Genomic DNA, 21,729 nt, shown 5'->3' on the forward strand with positions numbered 1-21,729 from the left:
AGGAGATTTCCGGTCTCAAGAAGATCGACGACCACACGCTGGAGATCACCTATACCGGACCGATCAATCCCGGTTTCCCGCTGATGCAGAATACGACGGTGATCTATCCGTCAAACGTCGAGGATGAATCGAGCTTCGCCAAGACCCCCGTCGGCCTCGGCGCCTTCGTCTTCAGGGAGCACGTGCCGGGTTCGCAGGTCGTCGTCGAGAAGTTCGACAAGTACTACGAAGAGGGCAAGCCCTACCTCGACCGCATCAACATCGTGCTGATGGCCGAGGATGCCGCGCGCGACGTGGCTTTCCGCAACAAGGAAATCGACGTCTCGATCCTCGGTCCGACCCAGTACCAGGCCTATCAGGGTGAGGAAGCCCTCAAGGATCACCTGCTCGAAGTCGCCGAGGTCTATACGCGCAACATCGGCTTCAACCCGGCCTTCGAACCGTTCAAGGACAAGCGGGTCCGCCAGGCGATCAACCATGCGATCAACGCGCCGCTGATCATCGAAAGGCTCGTGAAGAACAAGGCCTACCCCGCTTCCGGCTGGCTGCCGCTGTCTTCGCCTGCCTTCGACAAGGACAAGGCGCCTTACGCCTTTGATCCGGACAAGGCGAAGGCTCTGCTGGCCGAAGCCGGTTATGCCGATGGCTTCGAATTCGAAGTGACGGCGAGCCCGAACGAAAGCTGGGGCGTGCCGATCGTGGAAGCCATTCTGCCGATGCTGAAGAAGGTCGGCATCACCGTGAAGCCGAAGCCGGTCGAAAGCTCGGCCCTTGGCGACGCCGTAACGTCGAACAACTTCCAGGCCTTCATCTGGTCGAACCTGTCCGGTCCTGATCCGCTGAACGCGCTGCGTTGCTATTATTCCAAGACGGCGCAATCGGCCTGCAACTACGCAAGCTATTCGAGCCCGGATTTCGACAAGCTCTATGAGGCGGCCCAGCAGGAACGCGACCCGGTCAAGCAGAGCGATCTGCTCCGCCAGGCCAACAACATCGTGCAGGACGATGCGCCAGTCTGGTTCTTCAACTACAACAAGGCAGTCATGGCCTACCAGCCATGGATCCACGGCCTTGTTCCGAACGCGACGGAACTGGCGGTCCAGCCCTACGACGAAATCTGGATCGACGATACGGCTCCGGACGCACGCAAATAAGCCCTGAGAGGTTCGGGGCGGCTTCGGCCGCCCCACACATCAGTTGTCCCACCCATCCGGGTGGCCAAAATGGAACCGCTCATGCTTCGTTTTACCCTGCGCCGCATTCTGCAGGTCGTCCCGACGATCGTCGTGGTGGCGCTGCTGATCTTCGTTATCTTCTCCGTCGTTCCCGGTACCTTCGCGGCCAGCCTCTTTGCTGACGGCAAACGTGCCGCCGATCCGCAAATGATCGCTCGTCTCAACGAGGAATTCGGTCTGAACAAACCGCTGATGGAGCGCTTCGTGACCTACGTCACGGATCTCGCGCGGTTTGATCTCGGCACCAGCTTCCGCACGCGCCAGCCGGTCATCGACCTCATCAACGACCGCATGGGTGCCTCGCTTCAGCTTGCCGTCGCCGCCATGGTCTTTGCCATTGTCGTCGGCGTGCCGCTCGGCTTTCTCGCCGCACTCCGGCCCGGTTCGATCCTCGACACCGTGACGATGATCGGTGCGGTTTCGGGCCTTTCCATGCCGCAATTCTGGCTCGGCCTGTTGATGATGTATCTCTTTGCGCTGCAACTGAACTGGTTGCCCAGTTTCGGCTATGGTGACGGCTCATTGCGGAACCTTATCCTGCCGGCCGTGACCCTCGGCGTCACGCCGCTGGCGCTGCTCGCGCGCACCACGCGGGCGGGCGTGCTCGACGTGTTGAACGCCGATTTCATCCGCACCGCCCACTCCAAGGGCATGAGCGAGGCGAAGGTCGTGCGCTGGCATGTGGCGCGCAATGCGCTGGTGCTGATCGTCACCACTATCGGTCTGCAGTTCGGTTCGCTGATCGGCCAGGCGGTCGTCATCGAAAAGCTCTTCGCCTGGCCCGGGATCGGTTCGCTGCTGGTCGATAGCGTGGCGATCCGCGACATTCCCGTGGTGCAGGGCACGATCCTCGTCATCGTGCTGTGGTTCCTGATCATCAACACCGCCGTCGATCTGGTCTATGCCGCGATCGATCCGCGCATCAAGCAGGAGTGACGCCCGTGCGCCTCGGCTTCAACTTCTGGCTCGGCGCGACGCTGACTGCGCTCGTCATCTTCGCCGGTGTCCTTGCCCATTGGATCGCGCCCTTCGACCCGGTGCTCGATGCGGACCTGATGAACTCCGAACTGCCGCCGGACGCCACCTTCTGGTTCGGCACGGACGGGCAGGGACGGGACGTCTATACCCGCATTCTCTACGGCGCGCAGATCTCGCTGACCGTCGGTATCGTATCGCAGGTGATCAACTCGATCATCGGCGTCACGCTCGGCATGACCGCTGGTTACTGGGGCGGCTGGTGGGACGATCTGGTGAACGGTCTGACCAACGTCATGCTCGCCATCCCCTCGTTGATCTTCGCGCTCGCCGTGATGGCGGTGCTCGGCCCAGGCTTGCCGTCGCTGCTGATCGCGCTTGGCCTCACCAACTGGAGCTGGACCTGCCGCATTGCCCGGTCCTCGACGCTTTCGCTGAAATCGCAGGGCTATGTGCAGGCGGCCCAGACTCTCGGCTATGGCGACCTGCGCATCATGTTCACGCAGATCCTGCCCAACATGATGGGGCCGATCCTCGTCATGGCGACGCTCGGCATGGGGTCGGCAGTGCTGTCGGAAGCGGCACTCTCCTTCCTCGGGCTCGGTATCCAGCCGCCGTTCCCGAGCTGGGGCTCGATGCTGACTGACGCCCGCCAGCTCATCCAGCTCGCGCCCTGGGCAGCGCTTTTCCCCGGCCTTGCCATCTTCCTCTCGGTGCTCGGCTTCAACCTTCTCGGCGATGGACTGCGCGACAGCCTCGATCCGCATATGAGGACGCGCAAGCCATGACTCAGCCGCTTCTCGACATCAGGGACCTGCGCCTCGGCGTTTCGCTTGGCCGCTCCAGTCACCATCCGCTGCTCAAGGGCGTCTCCTTCCAGATCATGCCCGGCGAAGCCTATGGTCTCGTTGGCGAGTCCGGTTCCGGAAAATCGGTCACATCGCTCGCTGTCATGGGGCTCTTGAAAAGACCGCTCGCCGTTACCGGTGGCGAGATATTGTTCAAGGGGCAGAACCTGCTGGCGCTGCCGAAGCGTGAAATGCGGCGCCTGCGCGGCAATCGCATCGCCATGATCTTCCAGGAACCTATGACCGCGTTGAACCCGCTTTCGACGGTCGGACGCCAGATCGCGGAAATGTTCGTGCTGCATCAGGGAAAAAGCTGGGCGGAAGCTGAAAAGCTCGCTGTCGAGGCGCTAGGGAATGTCCGCGTGCCCAACCCGGATCGCCGTGCCAAGAACTACCCGCATCAGATGTCCGGCGGACTGCGCCAGCGCGTGATGATCGCGATGGCGCTTGCCTGCAGTCCGGACCTTTTGATCGCCGACGAGCCGACGACGGCACTCGATGTGACCGTACAGGCCGAGGTGTTGCGCCTCATCAAGGAACTCTGCGCGGCGCGCGGGACGGCGGTTCTCTTCATCAGTCACGACCTCGGCGTCATCGCCAGCATCTGCCAGCGCGTCGGCGTGATGTATTCGGGTTGCCTTGTTGAGGAAAACGAGACGCGGGCGCTCTTTGAAAGCCCGCGGCATGAATATACCCGCGGCTTGCTCGGCGCACTGCCGCGCCTTGGTAGCCGCAGCGAACATGGGCGGCAGCGGCTCGTCGATATTGACAGCATCATCGCCGATCGCTCGAAGCTGACCGAGAGCCGCTTCATCGCGCCACGTGAACTGGAAGGGAGCCAGACATGACCGCTCCGCTGCTGCAGGTGGATGATCTCCACGTTCGTTTCCCGATTTCCGGCGGTGGCTTGCTCGGCAAAGGACGGCGCACGCTCCACGCCGTCAACGGCATCAGCTTCGAACTCGCCAAGGGCGAATGCCTGTCGATCGTCGGCGAGTCCGGCTGCGGCAAATCGACGACGGCGCTTTCCATCCTCGGACTGCAGGAGCCGACCGAGGGCATGATCCGCTATCGCGGTCAGCCGCTCGCGGGAGCCGGCGCGCCGCACCGGATGGACAGGGCGAAAGCGGTGCAGATGGTGTTTCAGGACCCCTATGCCTCGCTCAACCCGCGCCAGTCCGTGCGCACCTCGCTCGCCGCACCGCTGCGGCTGCACGGCATCACCGCCGCTTCGGAAATTGAGAGCCGCGTCGAGGCTATGCTGAAGAATGTCGGCCTGACGCCCGAACAGGCAGGGCGCTATCCGCACGAATTCTCCGGCGGCCAGCGCCAGCGCATCGGCATCGCCCGCGCGCTGATCCTCGAGCCTGAGATCGTCGTGCTCGACGAGCCGGTTTCGGCTCTCGACGTGTCGATCCGTGCGCAGATCATCAACCTCCTGCTCGACCTTCAGGAAAAACTCGGCCTCTCCTATCTGATGATCAGCCACGATCTGAGCGTGGTGGAGCATATGAGCGACCGGGTGCTGGTGATGTATTTCGGCGAAGTTGTGGAAGAGGGCGGCTGGCGCGAGATCTTCGAGGCGCCCACCCATCCCTACACGCGCCGCCTGATCGCCGCCATTCCTGACCCGGATGCGGCGCTGAAGCCGGCGGCCATGCAGGGGAGCGACGCCAACGTGCCGCAACTTGCCGGCCGCCGCTTCGTTTCCGATGGCAGCACCGCGCCGGATGTCTTTACCGCCCCTGTTCGATCCGAACTGATCGAGATCGGCGGGAACCATAGGGTTCGGATGGCTTTGGTCTAGTCCGGGGACGCGGTCAGCGAAGCCCGGTTCCGCCCTGCCGCAAGGATAGGCTAGGTTGGCCGACGTTCGAGCGTGGAATCTCTGAAATCTAGGATGAACCCGATGAAAAGCATGCCGAAGATCGCCGTGATCATGGATGAAAACACCAGTTCAGGTGGCGGACGTTACGACACCTCGAGGAATTACTTCTCCGCGATCCGCCGCGCCGGCGCCTTTGCCTTCGGTATCCCGTATATCCCTGACATCGTCGAGCAGGTCGTCGAGGAGTTTGATGGGTTCTTAAGCGTCGGCGGCCGCATCAATTTTCCGAAGAGCTGGTATGTCGAAGGAGACCAATCCCAGTACCCGCCATCGGATCGCCTTGCCGTCGATATGGCATTGATGGAAAGCTTCCTTGCGCGCGACAAGCCTGTGCTCGGCATCTGCAACGGCATGCAGATGCTCGGCTGCCTCAACGGCTGCCGGATGGTTTCGGATGTCCATTCGTCGTGGCCCGCAGCGCTCAACCACGACCAGGCCAATTTCTCGCATGACGTCCGCGTCGTCGCCGGCACCAGAATGGCTGGTATCTTCGGCGCCGGGACATTCGCCGTGAACACGTTTCATCGCGAGGCGATCGTGGAGGTATCCGACGCTGTGACCGTTGCCGCCCGGGCCCAGGATGGAGTGGTCGAAGCGATCGAGATCGGCTCGCAGTCCTTTGCCATGGGGCTTCAATGGCACCCGGAGATGCTGGACGCTGAAAGCCCTCCGGGCGCACGCGTCTTTGACGCATTCGTGGAAGCTGCCAGCCGCCGATCCCGTTGACGCCTAGGACGGCTGAGCGCATCGCGCTTTCAACGGAAGCGCGCTCCGCGATATTCCATCGCGAGGACAAGCTTCCGTTGGCGCGTTTAGTTGTTGTGGCCGCTGTAGCGTAACAGTTCCGGGACGCGCAGAGCCAAGATTGCAAGTGAAATGGCCAGCAGCGTCCCGCTGACCAGCGCCACATTGGCAATGCCGAAGACTTCCGCCGCCGCGCCGAGAACCAGGCCCGAAACCGGCATGACGCCGATCGTCAACTCCTGAATGCCCATCACACGCCCCTGTACGTGCGGTTCCGTCATCATGAGCATGAGCGTGGTCTGCAGGACGCCGAACGGCGATGCCGAAAATCCGATCAGCCCCATGAGAACAAACGACAAAGGCATCGTGGACGACAGGGCGAAGACAGCCCAAAGGCCGCCCCAAACCGCTGTGCCGACCAGAAAGAGGCCGCCCTTGTATCGGAAGTCCCCGAGGCTGGCGATGACGAGGGCGCCGGCCAGGCTGCCGGTGCCCGCGCATGCCAGCAGCAAGCCGAGCCCCTGTGGCGTCAGACCCAGATGTTCCTTGGCAATAACAGGCATGAAGCCCTGGTAGATAGGCCACAACAGAATATTGGCCAAGAACGTGACACCCAGGACAGACCTGAGGAGGACGTTCCCGGAGATGGTGCGAAAGCCTGCCGCCACGAGGCTCGCGAAGTCTTCTCCTCGATGCTGCTGGCGGCTGTTCTTCAGGTTCCGCATCGGCCAGAGCGCTATGAACGAAACGAGATACCAGCAGGCGGAGATGGCGAGCGCCGAGGCAGCGCCGAATGCGACGATCATCGTCCCCCCAAGCGCCGGACCGATCATCTGCGTCATGCTCAGCACAAGCGAGTTCAGGGCATTGGCGTTGCTGAGCTTTTCGCGATCGACGAGATCGGCGACCAGTGCGAAACGTGCCGGCTGAGACGGAGATTGCGCCAGGCCAATGCAGAAGCCACCAAAGACCAGGCCCCAGAAGGATATCTTGTCGAGTGCCACCAGCAGCGCGATCGCGCTGAGGACGGCAAAGGCCCAGCCTGACGCAACCAAAAGCAGCCTCGGCCGGTCGAAGCGGTCCGAGATCACGCCGGCGAGCGGACCGAACATCATCGGGCCCAGCCTTGCCGCGGTGAAGAGGGCGACGGAAAACTCCGAACGGGTGGTCTCGAACACCAGCCAGCCGAGCACGAGCGTCTGTGTCCAGACACCGCCGAAGAAGAAAAGGTTGGATATCCAGAGTCTTCGGTAGCCTGGATAAAGGATAAGGGACGACGCGATCCGGGCCAGGAAGCCGGCGCGAGGCGCGGATGACGAAGAACGCCCGCTCGCGATAGTGTCGGAACGCATGGCGCCCTCAAGGTCTTCAATCATTGCATCGCACCTTTCCAGGCAGCCAGTCGCCGAGGGGCTGGATCTCTTTTTGCGAGAGGTGGCTGCTCGTTGCGGCGTCTGGGGTGTCAATGCGGATTTCGCCGCTGCCGCATTGCGCAATTCGCGACCGGAGACCGCGACATGGCTCCGGCTATAGGACTGTTCTCGACGGTTCGGAAATTAAGAAAACCGATGGAAAGCATTGCGTTGGAGAATGGTAGCAGGCGCTAAGTTCCGTCTCAAACGTGACGATCCCTCATGAGCTCGTCGGGTCCATATTTGGCGAGCTCTAGGGTTATCGGGCTGATGAAGGCAAAGGGCGGGCATCGCCCCCGAGGCGACGCCGGCTCTTTTCTCTTTGCATGCAGATTGTATACAATGTAATAAATTCAGCGCATTCAAAGCGCGACGCGTGAACTGTGGACTTCCCGGGGATCGCACGATTGCGCTCCATTTCGGAGCCGTCATCCTCGCCAGCAATCGGTTCCAGTGCATTTGGGGGACGAATGAACCGCTATCCCATGTTCAATCCCCAGCTGTTGCTCAGCTTTGTGGCCATTTGCGAATGCAACAGCTTCACGCGCGCGGCCGAGCGGGTGAATCTTTCGCAGTCGACTGTCAGTCAGCAAATTCGCCGGCTGGAGGAAATGCTCGGGAAAGCGCTCTTCGAGCGCTCGTCGCATCTGGTGCAATTGACGGAAGAGGGCGTCAAGTTGCTGAGCTATGCGCGTCGTATCATCGCGCTGAACGAAGAGGCGCATGATGCCCTGGCCGGGCCCTGGCGTGACGGGGTGCTGCGCTTGGGGATGCCCGAAGACTTCATGGTGCCGACGGCCGATCTTCTGGCATCGTTCAACGGCCAGCATCCGCACTTGCGATTGGACGTGACGAGCGGGCTCAGCGCCGATCTGCAACACGCCTATCGAGACGGGGAGCTCGATCTCATCCTCGTCAAGCAGCGCCGCAAGCAACAGCCGCGCGCGGCGAGGCCGGAACCCCTGCTGTGGCTGGATAGTCTTGTGCGCCCGGCGATCGAACAGGTGCCAGTGCCCCTGGCTGTGTTCCCGCTCAACGGTCTTTATCGAGAGGAATTGTGTCAGGCGCTCGATACCCTCGGCATTCGCTGGCGCATCAGCTACAGCAGCGCCAGCCTGGCAGCGCTCGCTGCCGCCTCCGCTGCCGGGCTTGGTGTCAGCTTGCTGCCCGCGAGCTGCCGGCTGCCTTCCCACCGCGTGCTGGGCGCGGCTGAACGTCTGCCGTCCGTCGATGACTTCGAACTGGCGCTGTTTTACCGCGACGATGCCAGCCCTGCAGCATTGGCGCTGGCGGAACGTCTCATCGAGTATTGCGACCTCAGGCGGTAGCGACGGGGCGCACCCCTTTGCTATTCGTGAATGCCGTGATGTTGTCCGCTCGCATTGGCAAATCGAATAGCCAGCATTGGCAAATGTCGCTGCCATGCCGTCCCGCCGTTCGGTAAATTGGCGGCTCTAACCAATCCATGATGAGGCAAAAATGTTGGAACAGATGCTACCGCAAAGCCGCCGGACCTTTCTCAGCCGCACCGGGTCGCTGACCACGGCGTGCGCTGTCGCTGGGTTGTCCGGTGGGGCGGTTCGCGAGGCATCGGCCAGCGCGGGCAAGAGCGTCGGCGAGACGAACACCAAGACGCTCGCGGATCGCCACTACGTCCTGACCGGCGTGCGACTGGAGGAAGGGTTCGAATATGACGGCGATGTCGTCGTCGCCACCCGGACCGCGCTCTACGGCCTGGAGATCAAGGACGGCGCGATCGTCGCTCTGCATCCGGAAAATGCGAACCTGCCCGAGGGCGTGCCGCGCTTTCAGGCGAATGGGCAACTGTTGCTGCCGCAGATGCGCGATATGCACATCCATCTCGACAAGACGTTTTATGGCGGCCCGTGGCAGGCGCCGCGCCCGCGTCAGGGCAAGACCATCATGGACATGATCGCGCTCGAAGAGAAGCTGCTGCCTCAGTTGCTGCCGACCTCGCGTGAACGCGCCGAGGGGCTGATCGCCCTTTTGCAGTCCAAGGGAAGCACCGTCGCCCGCAGCCATTGCAACATCGACCCAGTCAGCGGTCTCAAGAGCCTCGAACACCTGCAGCAGGCGTTGGAAAACCATCGGGATGATTTCGTGTGCGAAATCGTCGCTTTCCCGCAGCACGGCCTGCTTCACTCCAAGGTCGACGGTCTGATGCGCGAAGCGATGCAGATGGGCGTTCAATATGTTGGTGGCCTGGATCCGACGAATGTCGACGGTGCGATGGAAAAATCGCTCGACGCCATGTTCCAGATCGCGCTCGATGCCGGCAAAGGGGTGGACATCCACCTGCACGAAACCAGCCCGGCCGGCGTTGCCGCGGTCAACTACATGATCGACACCGTCGAGAAGAACCCCGCTCTGCGCGGAAAAGTGACGATCAGCCACGCCTTCGCGCTGAGCACGCTTGCTCCTGAGGCTCTGGAAGAGACCGCCACGCGGCTGGCGGAACAAAAGATCTCGATTGCCTCGACGGTGCCGATCGGTTTGGTGATGCCTCTGCCGCAGCTGGCCGAGAAGGGGGTCTTTGTCATGACCGGAACCGATAGCGTGATCGACCACTGGTCGCCATTCGGCAGCGGCGACATGCTGGAGAAGGCCTATCTCTACGCGCAGCTTTATCGCGGGTCGGACGAGTTCCGCCTCTCGCGGTCGATGTCCATCGCCACCGGCGGCATCCTGCCGCTCGACGACAAGGGCAAGCGCGCCTGGCCGAACGTCGGCGACGAGGCCTCGTTCACGCTCGTCGGAGCAAGCTGCTCGGCCGAGGCGGTCGCCCGCGTGCCGGAGAGAACTGCGACGTTCCACAAGGGGCGTCTCGTGTCGGGTGGGGTTGGCGAAGTCTGACGAGTTGGGCGCTTGCGTGCCACGACAGCGCTTGTCATCGCGAGGCGGCAGTGGCCGCCTCGTTCACAGTCGAAGTGACGCAAGGGCCGATAGCCCCGATGTCTAGGAGATGGTTCGCGCGCCGGACCAGCCTACAAGGCTCCCGGACATCCTCCGGGAGCGCCGCACCTTGCCTAGGCCAGGCCCTCTGCCACGGCGTAGGCGGAGAGCACTTCCTTGATGTTTCTGTCGCCGTCGGTCGGAAGCAGTGCACGGGTCGTCACCGAATCGAGGTGATGCGCCATGAGGGCCGCCGCCTCGTCGGTCTTGCCGGCAATCAATTTGTCCAGCAGGTCCTGGTGTTCCGACACGGCGCATTCCGATGAATGCGGCCGGCCGTAGAGCGCGAGGATCAGGGAACTGCGGGCGACCAGTTCGTTCACGTAGCGGATGAGGCTGGTATTGTTCGTCATCTGCGCCAGCAGCGTATGGAATTCTCCGGCTAGCCGGATCGATTGAGCTCGCTCTTTCTTCGCGGCCTCCTCGGCGGCGATATGAGACGAGAGAACGTCGATCTGCTCGCGCGTGAGTTTTCCCGAAAGCGTCTCGACCACCAGCCGTTCCAGCGCCATTCGGGTCAGGAACAGATTGCGGCCCTCCTCGAGCGTCGGTCGTGCAACCACGGCGCCCCTGTTCGGCCTGAGTTCCACCAGCCCCTCCTCGCTGAGGCGGACCAGCGCCTCGCGCACCAGGGTTCGGCTGACACCCAATCGTTCGCCGATCGAATCTTCGGGCAGTTTTGATCCCGGAGACAGCGCCTGATCGAGGATCGCGCGTTTCAGGACGCGATGAACGGCATGAGCGCGGCCGCCGCCTCCTTCGCTCTCTTTCTTTGCCATTCGGGTCACTCCAAGTCGTCGCAATTATTTCTTCGAATTGCATACAAATCGGCGAGCTGTCCAGTGATTTGGCGTTTGGATCACGGCAACAGCGGCGCCCCCAAAAGTCAGTTCTCGAAAAGTCAGGCGCCAGGAAGCGCCCTTCGTGCCCGCGCGCGTGGGCCGGCAAGATGCGGCCAGCACGCGCGAAGCGAGGCAAGGCCGCACCCTTTCGAGGGCAATGTCTCAGACGGGCGACTGCATGGCCTGCGCGTAACGTGACGGGTTGAAGCGCATGTAGAGGAAGAACACGCCGATAACGCAGGCCAGATGCAGCGTCCATCCGGGAGCGAAGCTGCCGCTGATGTTGTGCAGAAACGCCGTTGCAAAGGGGCCGAGCGACGCGATCAGGAAGCCGCCGCCCTGCATCAACGCCACCAGTACGCCGGCCTCCTGCGGCCGTGGCAGGTGGTCGAGGGCGGTGACGATCGCCAGCGAGAAGCTGCTGCCGAGGCCGGCTCCGCAGAGGCCAACCCAGATCGCGGGCGCTGCCTCCGGCAGGAACGCAAGGCCGGCAAAGCCGACCGCCTGCATGGCCAGCGTCAATCGCAGGAAGGCGCGGCGATCGATGTTGTGGCGGGCCAGGACCGGGAGGCCAAGGGCGCCAGCCGCCTGACAGATCGCCATCAACGCCACAAGGTTACCGCTGTCGCCGCTGCTCCAGCCGAGTGACTGATAATAGGATGCAAGCCAGGCGACGGCGGAGGAGTAACCGGCGTTGACGAGCCCGAAGGCGATGATCAGCGTCCAGGTCCGGGGACGGCGGAGCAGCCGGCCGGTCAGAGCCTTGTCCGGTCGCTCGCTGCGCGAATCCGATAGGATCAGCCATGCGGCACCTAGAGCGACGATCGCGGGGGCCGCAAGCCAGGCAAGGGCCGGGCGCCAGCCGTAGCCGGTGCTGACGAGGAATGGCGTCAGCCGTGCGCCGAGCGCGCCGCCACCCATCAGGACCGCAGAGTAAAGGCCGGTGACGACAGGTATGCTGCGCGGAAACTCAGCCTTGATGATCCCGGGGAAAGCGGCCTGGATAAAGGCGACGCCGGCGCCGCAAAGGGCAGCCGTCATGACCAGGGCCACGCCACCCGGTGCGACGAGCCGGAGCAGAGAGCCGGCCGCCAGCACCAGCATGGCAATGAGAATGCCGCGCCGCGTGCCGATCATGGCCTGCACCGAGGGGGAAATGAAGGCGCCCACGCCCATCAGCATCATCGGCAGCAGTGTCAGCAGCGCCAGACTGCCATATCCCATGCCGGTATCGGCGACGATCTCGGCCAGCACTGGCCCCGGAGCGGTGAGAAACGGCCGAAGGTTGACGGCGACCAGCACGACGAGAATGAGCAGCATCCATTGGCGGCCCGTCGTGGGCTCTGATGATTTGGGCATGATCGGGTATTTCCTTTACGTCTTCTTCTTGTTTTTGAGGCCCCGGAGGGCACTTGCGCGGTGGCGCATCAATCTTTCGCGATGGGCATGAGCTCCAGGGCGATCAGTCCAGTCAGGCCAGCGGCATGCTGACTGGGGTGTCGGTGATCGGCCCCCGATCCCGCCGGCCCTGGCCGGCGAGATGCGGGAAATCCGTATTGGTCTATGTCCGCCACTGCTAGGCCGAAGCCAGTTCCCGCCCCAGAATGCGCTCGACGGACGGGGCAAGGCGGAGAAGCTCGCGCGTGTACTCGTGTTTCGGCGTGGTGAAGAGGGTCTCGGTATCCGCAAGCTCGACGATCTCTCCCGCCTTCATCACGGCGACGCGGTCGCACATCTGGCGGATCACGGCGAGGTCATGGCTGATGAACAGCATGGAAAGACCGGCAAGGTCGCGCAGATCCTTCAAAAGGTTGAGGAGCTGTGCCTGCACCGAGACGTCGAGCGCCGAGGTCGGCTCGTCGCAGATGAGCAGCGACGGGTGGGGCCCGAGTGCGCGGGCAATGGCGATGCGCTGGCGCTGGCCGCCGGAGAAGGCGTGCGCGAAGCGCGCGCCGGCGTCGGCGGGAAGGCCGACTGCTTCGAGCAGCGTCTTGGCGTCCTGCCGGGCTTCCTCGGCATTGGAGGCCAGCTTGTAGAAGAGGATCGGCTCGGCGATGGCAGCGTTGATGCGCAGGCGCGGATTGAGCGCCGAGTATGGATCCTGGAACACCATCTGAAGCGACTGGCGGATCGATTTCTCGCGTCGGGCGCCGAGCGCCGTTCCCTGGAAATCGATGGAGCCAGCGCTCTGGGTGACGAGACCGGCGATGGTATTGGCAACTGTGGTCTTGCCGCAGCCGGATTCGCCGACGAGGCCGAAAATCTCGCCGCGCCGGACATCGAACGAGACGCCCTTGACGGCCTTGAAGGCCGCTTCCTTGCGTAGCAAGCCGCGCCCGCCATACTCCACGGCGAGATCGCGCACCGAGAGCACCACCTCGTCGCGACTGCCGGTCTCGCTCTTCGCACTCTTGCGGCGCACCGAAGCGCGCGCGTCGAGCGTCACCTGCGTTTCTTCGCTCGGCACCGGCAGGCGATCGAGGCGCGTATCGATCGGCGGTACGGCCGCGATCAGCGTGCGGGCATAGGGCGCCTTGGGTGCCGTCAGCACCTCACGGGTCGGGCCGCTTTCCACGACCGCACCGTTCTGCATGATGGTGACGCGGTCGGCGATCTCCGCAACGACGCCCATATTGTGGGTGACGAGCAGCACGCCGACGCCCCGCTCATCGGCAAGGTCACGGATGAGCTTGAGGATCTGGGCCTGCACCGAGACGTCGAGCGCCGTCGTCGGTTCGTCGGCAACGATCAGTTGCGGATTGCAGGCAAGCGCCGTGGCAATGACCACGCGCTGACGCTGACCGCCGGAAAGCTGGTGCGGATAGCTGCCGAGCCGGCGTTCAGGCTCCGGAATGCCGACGGCCTTCATCAATTCCAGCGCGCGGGCCTTCGCCTCTCTGGCGGAAAGCTTCAGGTGCGTGAGCATGCCCTCGCAAAGCTGGCTTTCCACCGTGAAGAGCGGGTTGAGGCTCGTCATCGGATCCTGGAAGATCGCGCCGACGTCGCGCCCGGGCACGATGCCCTCGGTACGACCGGTGCGAAGGTTGATCTCCTTGCCGGCAATGACGATCGAACCGGCGGCGATCTTGCCTGGTGCCTGCAGCAGACCCATCAGCGCATTGCCGACAGTGGTCTTGCCGGCGCCGGATTCGCCAACGAGAGCGTGGATTTCCCCGGGGCGGATCGTGAGGTCAATGTCTTTGACGGCCGTCAGCGTGCTGCCGTTGGCCAGGGGATACTCGACACGAAGATTGCGGATGTCGAGGACGGGGCGCGTTGTTTCGGTCATCTCATCTCGCCATCAGTTTCGGGTTGAAGTGGTCGCGCAGATAGTCGCCGATCACGTTGACTGCGAGCACGAGGATGACCAGCACCGTCGCCGGCATCACCGCGATCCACCAGAGACCGGAGAACAGGAACTGGTTGCCGATGCGGATCAGCGTGCCGAGCGAAGGATAGGTCGGCGGCATGCCTGCACCAAGGAAGGAGAGCGTCGCCTCCGTCAGGATCGCGCCGGCAAGGTTGATCGTGGCGATGACCATCACCGAACTCATGATGTTCGGCAGGATATGGCGGCCCATGATGCGGGCGGACGGCAGGCCGATGACCTTGGCGGCGCGCACATAGTCTCTCGCGATCTCCACCATTGTCGAGGCGCGCACGGTTCGCGCATATTGCACCCATTCGTTGATGGCGATCGAGAAGATCAGCACCAGCGGCGCCCAGGCGAGCATCGTATCGGCGCTAAGCTGCGCGCGGGCGATGCCGCTGATGAGCAACGCGACGAGAATGGTCGGGAAGCTGACGAAGACATCGGCGATGCGCATCACGACGCCATCGACCACGCCGCCGAAGAAGCCGGCAATGAGCCCGAGTACGACGCCGAGCACGGCTGCAAAGACCACTGCGCCGAGACCGATGATGACGGAAATCCTCAAGCCGAAGAGGATGACGGAGACGAGATCGCGTCCCTGGTTGTCGGTGCCGAGCAGGAAGCGGGAATCACCGCCCTCCATGAAAACAGGGGGAATCTCCATGTCCATCAGCGAATAGGACGAGACGTCGCGCGGGTCCATCGGCGCGATCATCGGGGCGAAGATCACGAGGATCAGCATGACGACGAGCACCACACCGGCGATCATCACGGAAACCGGCGGAAGCCGGCGCATCAGGGATTGCGTGGCCATTATCGTGTCCTCAGGCGCGGATCGATGAAGGTGTAGAGAATGTCGACGATCATGTTGATCATCACGAACAGGAAGCCCACGAACAGAAGGTAGGCGGCCAGCACCGGCACGTCGGGATAACCGACGGCGTTGGTGAACAGCAGGCCCATGCCGGGCCACTGGAACACCGTCTCGGTGACGATCGCGAAGGCGATGAGCTGGCCGATCTGCAGGCCCGTGACGGTAACGACCGGCATCAATGCGTTGCGCAGCGCCAGGCGGCCGTAGATATAGGTCTTGGGCAGGCCGCGCGCGAAGGCGAAGCGAATGTAGTCCGACGACAGGACGTCGATCATTTCGGACCGCACAAGCCGCATGATCAGTGTGAGCTGGAACAACGCCAGCGTGATCGACGGCAGGATCAGGGACTTCAGGCCCGAGAGCGAGAGGAAGCCCGTCTGCCAGAACCCGATATCGACGAGGTCGCCGCGTCCGGAGGATGGCAGCCATCTGAGGTTCACGGCGAAGACCAGGATCAGCAGCAGGCCGGTGACGAAGGTGGGCATGGAGATGCCGACGAGGGTTGCTGACTGGGTCAGTCGCGAGAAGAAGGCGTGCGGCTTCAGTGCGCAGAGCACGCCGAGCGGGATGCCGAGCGACAGGGCCAGCACTGTGGCAACGATCACCAGCTCCAGCGTGGCGGGAAGGCGACTGAGCAGCAGCGTCGTGACCGGCTGCTGGTAGCGATAGCTTGTGCCGAGATCGCCGGTCAGCACCTGGCCTACGAATTTGACGAACTGGGTGACTACCGGCTTGTCGAGGCCGAGCGCAGCGCGCACGGCATCCTTTTCTGCCTGGGTCGCGCCCTCGCGAACCATCGAGGCGACGGGGTCGCCGACGAAGCGGAACATGACGAAGGCGATGGCCGTCACCGCGACCATCACGAGGATGGCCTGAAGCAGCCTGACTGAAAGAAGTCTGATCATCGGATAGTCCTTAGGGGGAGCGATCTTGCCCAAAGGGCGGCCACCGGGCTGTGCGCTCCCGCGTCCTCCGTGCCGTTTCCGGTCCTGGAGGGGTTGACCCGGTTTGCGGTCCAGTCCCGGCGGGCTTGCGCGCGCCAGGACCGGCCTCGGGAGTATCCCGACTTACTTCTTAATCTGCGCGAACCACGGACGAACGTACTCGTCCGGGAACTGCGGCATGTCGACCTTGCTGTTCATCGCCCAGGCGACCGGCTGCTGGTGCAGCGGCAGGTAGAGCACCTGGTCATGGGTGATGCGGAAGGCATCCTTCAGCATCTGCACGCGCTTGGTCTCGTCAAGCTCGCTTGCGGCGGCATGAGCCAGCTTGTCGATATCAGGGTTGGACAAGCCGTCGGCGTTGCTGCCGCCGAAGGTGCCGTCATTGGTCGCCAGCAGCGCCTGCAGCGGGCTGAACCCGTCCATCGGCGGCAGTGAAGCCCAACCGAGAAGATAGACGTCGAACTCGCCCTTGTCGGTCCTCGGGAAATAGGTCGTCTTGCTCTCGACGCTCACATTGGCCTGGACACCGATCTGCGCCCACATGGAGGCAACTGCAAGGCAGATCTGCTCGTCGGCGATGTAGCGGTCGTTGGGGCAGGCGAGGCCAGTCTTGAAGCCGTTCGGATAGCCGGCCTCGGCCAGCAGAGCCTTGGCCTTGGCGACATCATAGGGCAGCGGCACGTCGATCGATTCGTCGTAACCGGTCACCGCCGGTGCGACGAGCATGCCGGCCGTGCGCGACTTGCCGCGCATCAGGCGCTTCTGGATCGTGTTGGTGTCGATTGCGTGCCACAGAGCCTGGCGTACGCGCACATCGCGCAGCGGATTGGGCTGGCCCGGCGTCGCGTGAAGTTCCGGGCGGTAGCTGAAGACGAAGAAGATGGTGCGCAGCGACGGGTTTTCGACGACCTTCAGCCCATCGGTGGCCGAAATGCGGTCGATGTCCTGCAGCGGCACCGGCGCAATCATGTCGACTTCACCCGACAGCAGTGCTGCGACGCGCGTCGCGTCGGAGGCGATCGGACGGAACTCGACTTCGTCCAGATTGTGCTGCGGCTTGTCCCACCAGTCCTTGTTGACTTCGAAGACAGAGCGCGAGTCCGGCTCGTAGGCCTTCAGCTTGAAGGCGCCCGTGCCGTTGGCATGGTTGCTGGCATAGGTGACGACGCCAGTCGAAGCGTTGCCCGGCTTCAATGCGTCATGCTCTGCCATCCACGGCTTGCTCATGATGTAGATGGCGGCAAGGTCGTTGAGGAGCAGCGGATAGGGTGCGCGCAGGATCAGGTCGACGGTATACTCGTCCACCTTCTCGACACCGACAACGGTGGAGAGGTTCTCGCGGTTGCGCGCACCGGGATCGATCTGGCGCTGGATCGTCGCTACGACGTCGTCGGCGTTGAAGGGCTGGCCTTCATGAAACTTCACGCCCTGGCGCAACTTGAAGCGCCAACGGGTGGGCTCGACAACTTCCCAGGAAGTGGCGAGTGCCGGCTCCAGCTTCAGGTCCTTGTTGCGGCGCACCAGCGGATCGAAAACCATGTGGTGTACGCTCTGGGTGAAGCTGTCGACCTGTGCGTTCGGGTCGTAGGAAATGACGTCGCCGGATGATGCCCAGCGCAGCGTCTCGGCAAATGCGGGCGCAGACAGAGGCGCCATGAGGGCGAGTCCGGCCAAAAGGGTCTTTATAGAGGTTTTCACTGGTTTCTCCCGTTTAACGTATACATATTGTCTTTGCTATTGGATACGAATGTTCCCATAAATAGTGTACATCTGATGCAAACAATATCAAGATGGCGAAAGTCGATTTGGCGCGCTTTGTCAAAAAAGAGCGCCAAAACCGGCAGCCGGAGAGGGAGCCTTCCATGACGAACGCACTGCTGATTGAAAATGCCACGATCGTTACGATGGATTCGGGACGGCACATTCTCGATCGCGGCCACATCCTGATCGAGAATGGACGCATCGCTGCGATCGGCGAAGGAAGTCTTGCTGGAGAAACGAATGCCGAGCGCATCGACGCCGCCGGCATGGTCGCAATGCCCGGAATGATCGACACCCATGCCCATGCCGGTCATATGCTGACCAAGGGGCTGGGCAGTGACACCGAGGACTGGATGTCCGTAACCGGACGAATCTACGCAACCGCGACCGACCCTGAATTCTGGGCGGCAGAGGCGGCGCTGTCGGCGGCCGAGAGGATCAAGTGTGGTACGACGACTGCGGCGCTGCTGTTTGGCGGCGGCCCGGATATCATGCGCAGCGAGGCGCCAGAGGCGGCGGAAGCGCACCTGGCTTCGATTGCGGCCATGGGCGTGCGTGAGGTTCTGGCCGTCGGCCCGAACCGTCCCGGACAGGATCATGTCTATCGCCAATATACGTCGACGTCCCACACCGACCTCGTCGTCGATCCGGACCGGCAGATCGACGTGGCGACCGATTTGGTCGACGCCTGGGCCGAACGCGACGAGCGGTTGCAGGTCGTCTTTTCCCTGCCGGTATTCGATGAGCAGGAACTGCGCGACGAAACGGTATACAGGATTGCATGCAAGGTACGCGATCGCATGCGCGCAAGGAATGGCCTTCTGGTGCAGGATGGTCACCGGGACGGATCCATTGCTGCCAATGACGCGAGACTCGGCCTCTTTGACGAGCGGTCGCTTCTGGCCCACTGCATAGACCTGACCGATGCCGACCGGGCGGTGCTGAAGCGAACCGGTGCCAAGGTCGCACACAATCCGAGTGCCCTGATGTCGGTCTATGGCCGCTGCCCGGCCCCGGAACTGATGGCGGACGGCGTTACCGTTTCGCTTGGCACCGATGCCGCGGCACCCGATCGACCGTTCGACATGTTCCGCAACCTGTTCCAGGCGCACCGCTACCACGCACGTCATTTTGGAGACGATGCGGTGTTGCCGCCTTTGCAGTTGCTTGAGATGGCGACGATCGAGGGCGCCCGCGCGCTGATGATGGAAGACGAAATCGGCTCGCTTGAGGTGGGCAAGCGTGCCGACATCCTCCTTATCAACATGCGCCAGCCCCACCTCTGGCCGCCGCACGACCCGGTGCAGCGCATTGCACGTTTCGCCAATGGCGCCGACGTGGACACGACCATCGTCGGTGGACGGGTGCTGATGCGTGGTCGACGCCTCGTCGGCCACGACGAAAATGCAATCCTGGATCGTGCGTTGTGTGCGTTTGAGATCGCCATGTCCCGCGCAGGACTGGGCGTTTGCAGCTGACACCGTGAAAAGCGAGGATATCAAGGTGACTGCAGACCTACTCATCCGCAATGCCCGTCCCTTCGGCGGTCCCCTCCAAGACCTTTGCATCCGCGAAGGCCGGTTTGTTGCGGCAGATGGCGGGCGTGCGGCCATCGAGATCGACGCCGCCGGACAAGTCGCCCTGCCGGGGCTTGTCGAAGCCCATACACATCTCGACAAGACACTCATCGGCATGGACTGGTTCGAAAACCGGGTCGGTCCGACCCGCAACGACCGGATCCTGGCTGATCGCAACGCCAAGCGCGAACTCGGCATCAATGCCCGCCGGCAGTCTGCCCGTCAGATCATGCAGACGCTTGCCTACGGCGTCTTGAGCATTCGCAGCCATGTGGATGTCGATACCGAGATCGGCATTGCCAATATCGAAGGCGTCCTCGAAACGCGCGAGGCGATGCGCGATCTGGTCGATGTACAGATCGTGGCATTTCCGCAGAGTGGCATGCTGCCGCGCGAAGGCACGCTCGAACTGATGGATGCGGCACTGCGGGCCGGCGCCGATATCGTCGGCGGCATCGATCCCGCTTCCATCGAGCGTGATCCGGTGCGCCACATCGATGCAATCTTCGCCCTTGCCGATCGTCATGCAAAGCCGATCGACATCCATTTACACGAGCCCGGTGACCTCGGTGCGTTCTGTCTCGAATTGATCATCGAACGCGCGCACGCCTTGTCACTTCAAGGGCGGGTCATGGTAAGCCACGCCTATTGTCTAGGCATGCTCGATGCTTCACGACAGGCTGCCTTGATCGAGCGGCTGGCTGCGGAAGGCATTGCGGTCATGACCGTCGGGAGCCCTTCGGCGCCCGCATTGCCACTCAGGTTGATGCGCGAGAGCGGAATGACTGTCGCTTCCGGGAGCGACGGCATTCAAGGCACCTGGGAGCCCTACGGAAATGGCGACATGCTGGAGCGGGCACGGTCCCTGGCGCAGCGCAATGGCATGGCCAATGATGTCGACCTCGAATATGCGGCTCGCGTCTGCGCCTTCGGTGGTGCCGAAGCCATCGGACTCGACGGCTATGGTCTCTCAGATGGCTGCTTCGGTGATCTGGTGCTGGTGCCTGCCCGCACGGTAGCGGAGGCTGTCGCGCTGACCCCACACAAACGCACCGTCATCAGACGCGGTCGTGTGGTCGTGGATCGTGGCGAACTGGCGGGTGACCTGCCGGTCATCGAATGACGATGCGGCGGGCAGAGGGGCTGATGGAAGAGGGGCCGACCGTCCGAAACGCCGGCGGGCAGCCGCAGGAACGGCCGGTCCGCAGTGGCGGGCCGCGCCTTTGCCGCTTCGAAGGGGGTGATAATTGACTGTGCTCGGTCCCTTGGCAGTCTCTTTCGACAGCACGCCCGCTATTCTTCAGGTTCGTCATGACGTCCAATCCCAGTGATAGCAATTCAAAATCCGCGGCCTCCAAATCGGACTTGGTCTATCGCATCCTTAGGCGCGCAATCCTCGACCAGGCATTTCCCGCCGGAACGAAACTTCCCGAGGATTCGATCGGCGAGCGGCTGGGTGTGAGCCGCACGATCGTGCGCCAGGCGCTGGCCCGGCTGAACGGCGAGGGCTTGATCGAATTGCGCCCGAACAAGGGTGCCTGCGTCAGTCATCCCAGCCTTGAGGACGGGCACGATATCTTCGCGGTGCGGCGGTCGCTGGAGACATTGGTCGTTGATAGCCTGATCGGCAGGCTGACGCCGCCGAAGATCAAGGAGCTCGAGGCGCATGTCGATGCCGAGGACAAGGCAAGGGTCAGCAATCCGGCAATCTCGATTCAGCTCGCTGGAGAGTTTCACGTCCTGCTCGCAAGGTTGACGGAAAACGCGATTCTCCTGCGGTACGTCACGGAACTCGTTTCGCGCTCTTCGATGATCCTGTCGCTCTATGGGCGTCCCCATTCTTCCGATTGCGCCGTCTCCGAACACCGCGCCCTGATCGCCGCGCTTACGCGCAAAGATCGAGAAAAGGCATGCGAACTGATCGGCCATCATATCGGGGCCATCACGGCCCGGGCACTACTGAAAAGCAACGCCGAGGACGGCCTGCCGGATCTGCTTGCTACCTACGCGAAAGAAGAGGGGCTGTAATGCGCTCTGACACGCTGCTTGTTTTGCTGCGGGGCGTCCCCAGATGCATGCGCGCAGTTCGTATGCAATCAATCTGATGCTTCGACCGCGTGAGGCACGTCTCCACTGTGACCGCGCGGCGGAGTTGGCTTATTCCGTTCGACGCCTACCATCTCGTCAAGCCTCTGATTCTTCGTCAAGATTCGTGTAGAAATCTTGCTGACCCTATTGGAGATTGACCTGTCCATCTCGATTTCTCCTAAGATTGTATGCGAT

18 protein-coding genes are annotated in these 21,729 nt (G+C 62.7%); 11 read left to right on the forward strand and 7 right to left on the reverse strand.

Features of this window, described 5'->3' with window-relative positions; translation table 11 throughout:
• The 6 genes from I8N66_RS25780 to I8N66_RS25805 all read left to right on the forward strand — a co-directional run.
• The coding region (locus tag I8N66_RS25780; protein WP_291159803.1) for an ABC transporter substrate-binding protein at positions 1-1,154 on the forward strand (1,154 nt) is incomplete at its 5' end.
• An 81-nt stretch (positions 1,155-1,235) separates the two neighbouring features.
• Entirely contained in the window at positions 1,236-2,171 is a 936-nt protein-coding gene (locus I8N66_RS25785) for an ABC transporter permease (RefSeq protein WP_223729413.1), read from the forward strand.
• A gap of 5 nt (positions 2,172-2,176) precedes the next feature.
• Positions 2,177-2,998: an ABC transporter permease gene (locus I8N66_RS25790; RefSeq protein ID WP_034794912.1), complete on the forward strand. Its 822-nt coding sequence runs from the start codon at positions 2,177-2,179 to the stop codon at positions 2,996-2,998.
• Complete coding sequence (locus I8N66_RS25795) at positions 2,995-3,906, forward strand: ABC transporter ATP-binding protein (RefSeq protein ID WP_291159816.1); 912 nt, start codon at positions 2,995-2,997, stop codon at positions 3,904-3,906. The genes I8N66_RS25790 and I8N66_RS25795 overlap by 4 nt, the downstream gene beginning before the upstream one ends.
• Complete coding sequence (locus tag I8N66_RS25800) at positions 3,903-4,865, forward strand: ATP-binding cassette domain-containing protein (protein ID WP_291159819.1); 963 nt, start codon at positions 3,903-3,905, stop codon at positions 4,863-4,865. Before I8N66_RS25795 ends, I8N66_RS25800 begins: the two co-directional genes overlap by 4 nt.
• Before the next feature lie 102 nt (positions 4,866-4,967).
• Positions 4,968-5,672, forward strand: coding sequence for a gamma-glutamyl-gamma-aminobutyrate hydrolase family protein (locus tag I8N66_RS25805; RefSeq protein ID WP_291159822.1), 705 nt, complete (start codon positions 4,968-4,970; stop codon positions 5,670-5,672).
• An 86-nt stretch (positions 5,673-5,758) separates the two neighbouring features.
• On the opposite strand, the gene I8N66_RS25810 is transcribed toward I8N66_RS25805, so the two are convergent.
• Positions 5,759-7,042: an MFS transporter gene (locus tag I8N66_RS25810; protein WP_291159825.1), complete on the reverse strand. Its 1,284-nt coding sequence runs from the start codon at positions 7,040-7,042 to the stop codon at positions 5,759-5,761.
• 530 nt (positions 7,043-7,572) lie between these two features.
• Between I8N66_RS25810 and I8N66_RS25815 the strand changes: the two genes are divergently transcribed.
• Together I8N66_RS25815 and I8N66_RS25820 are read left to right on the forward strand one after the other, a co-directional pair.
• Positions 7,573-8,430, forward strand: coding sequence for a LysR family transcriptional regulator (locus I8N66_RS25815; RefSeq protein ID WP_291159828.1), 858 nt, complete (start codon positions 7,573-7,575; stop codon positions 8,428-8,430).
• A gap of 151 nt (positions 8,431-8,581) precedes the next feature.
• On the forward strand, positions 8,582-9,976 hold the full coding sequence (locus I8N66_RS25820) for an amidohydrolase family protein (protein WP_291159831.1): 1,395 nt from the start codon (positions 8,582-8,584) through the stop codon (positions 9,974-9,976).
• A gap of 173 nt (positions 9,977-10,149) precedes the next feature.
• Here the strand turns inward: I8N66_RS25820 and I8N66_RS25825 are convergent, their stop codons facing one another.
• From I8N66_RS25825 to I8N66_RS25850, 6 genes are all read right to left on the reverse strand, one after another.
• Complete coding sequence (locus I8N66_RS25825; RefSeq protein ID WP_113541239.1) at positions 10,150-10,854, reverse strand: GntR family transcriptional regulator; 705 nt, start codon at positions 10,852-10,854, stop codon at positions 10,150-10,152.
• 225 nt (positions 10,855-11,079) lie between these two features.
• Positions 11,080-12,276: a cyanate transporter gene (locus I8N66_RS25830; RefSeq protein WP_291159835.1), complete on the reverse strand. Its 1,197-nt coding sequence runs from the start codon at positions 12,274-12,276 to the stop codon at positions 11,080-11,082.
• Between the two features lie 217 nt (positions 12,277-12,493).
• Positions 12,494-14,206 carry an ABC transporter ATP-binding protein gene (locus tag I8N66_RS25835; RefSeq protein WP_291159838.1) on the reverse strand — a complete coding sequence of 571 codons (1,713 nt, stop codon included), beginning with the start codon at positions 14,204-14,206 and terminating at the stop codon, positions 12,494-12,496.
• Between the two features lies 1 nt (position 14,207).
• A complete protein-coding gene (locus I8N66_RS25840) occupies positions 14,208-15,104 on the reverse strand; it encodes an ABC transporter permease (protein WP_113541236.1) in 897 nt (298 codons plus the stop codon).
• Positions 15,104-16,069 carry an ABC transporter permease gene (locus I8N66_RS25845; RefSeq protein ID WP_223729404.1) on the reverse strand — a complete coding sequence of 322 codons (966 nt, stop codon included), beginning with the start codon at positions 16,067-16,069 and terminating at the stop codon, positions 15,104-15,106. The genes I8N66_RS25840 and I8N66_RS25845 overlap by 1 nt, the downstream gene beginning before the upstream one ends.
• Positions 16,070-16,231: 162 nt before the next feature.
• Positions 16,232-17,806, reverse strand: coding sequence for an ABC transporter substrate-binding protein (locus tag I8N66_RS25850; protein ID WP_291159845.1), 1,575 nt, complete (start codon positions 17,804-17,806; stop codon positions 16,232-16,234).
• 164 nt (positions 17,807-17,970) lie between these two features.
• Here I8N66_RS25850 and I8N66_RS25855 point away from each other — a divergent pair, with 164 nt between their 5' ends.
• The 3 genes from I8N66_RS25855 (at position 17,971) to I8N66_RS25865 (ending at position 21,474) form a co-directional block, all read left to right on the forward strand.
• The gene (locus I8N66_RS25855; protein WP_291159849.1) at positions 17,971-19,347 is read left to right on the forward strand and encodes an amidohydrolase family protein; all 1,377 of its coding nucleotides are present in this window, start codon (positions 17,971-17,973) and stop codon (positions 19,345-19,347) included.
• Positions 19,348-19,372: 25 nt separating this feature from the next.
• On the forward strand, positions 19,373-20,569 hold the full coding sequence (locus tag I8N66_RS25860; RefSeq protein WP_291159852.1) for an amidohydrolase: 1,197 nt from the start codon (positions 19,373-19,375) through the stop codon (positions 20,567-20,569).
• A gap of 188 nt (positions 20,570-20,757) precedes the next feature.
• A complete protein-coding gene (locus I8N66_RS25865) occupies positions 20,758-21,474 on the forward strand; it encodes a GntR family transcriptional regulator (protein ID WP_223729400.1) in 717 nt (238 codons plus the stop codon).
• Positions 21,475-21,729: the final 255 nt, after the last annotated feature.

This window comes from Ensifer sp. SSB1 (assembly GCF_016652895.1).
Lineage (GTDB): Bacteria > Pseudomonadota > Alphaproteobacteria > Rhizobiales > Rhizobiaceae > Ensifer.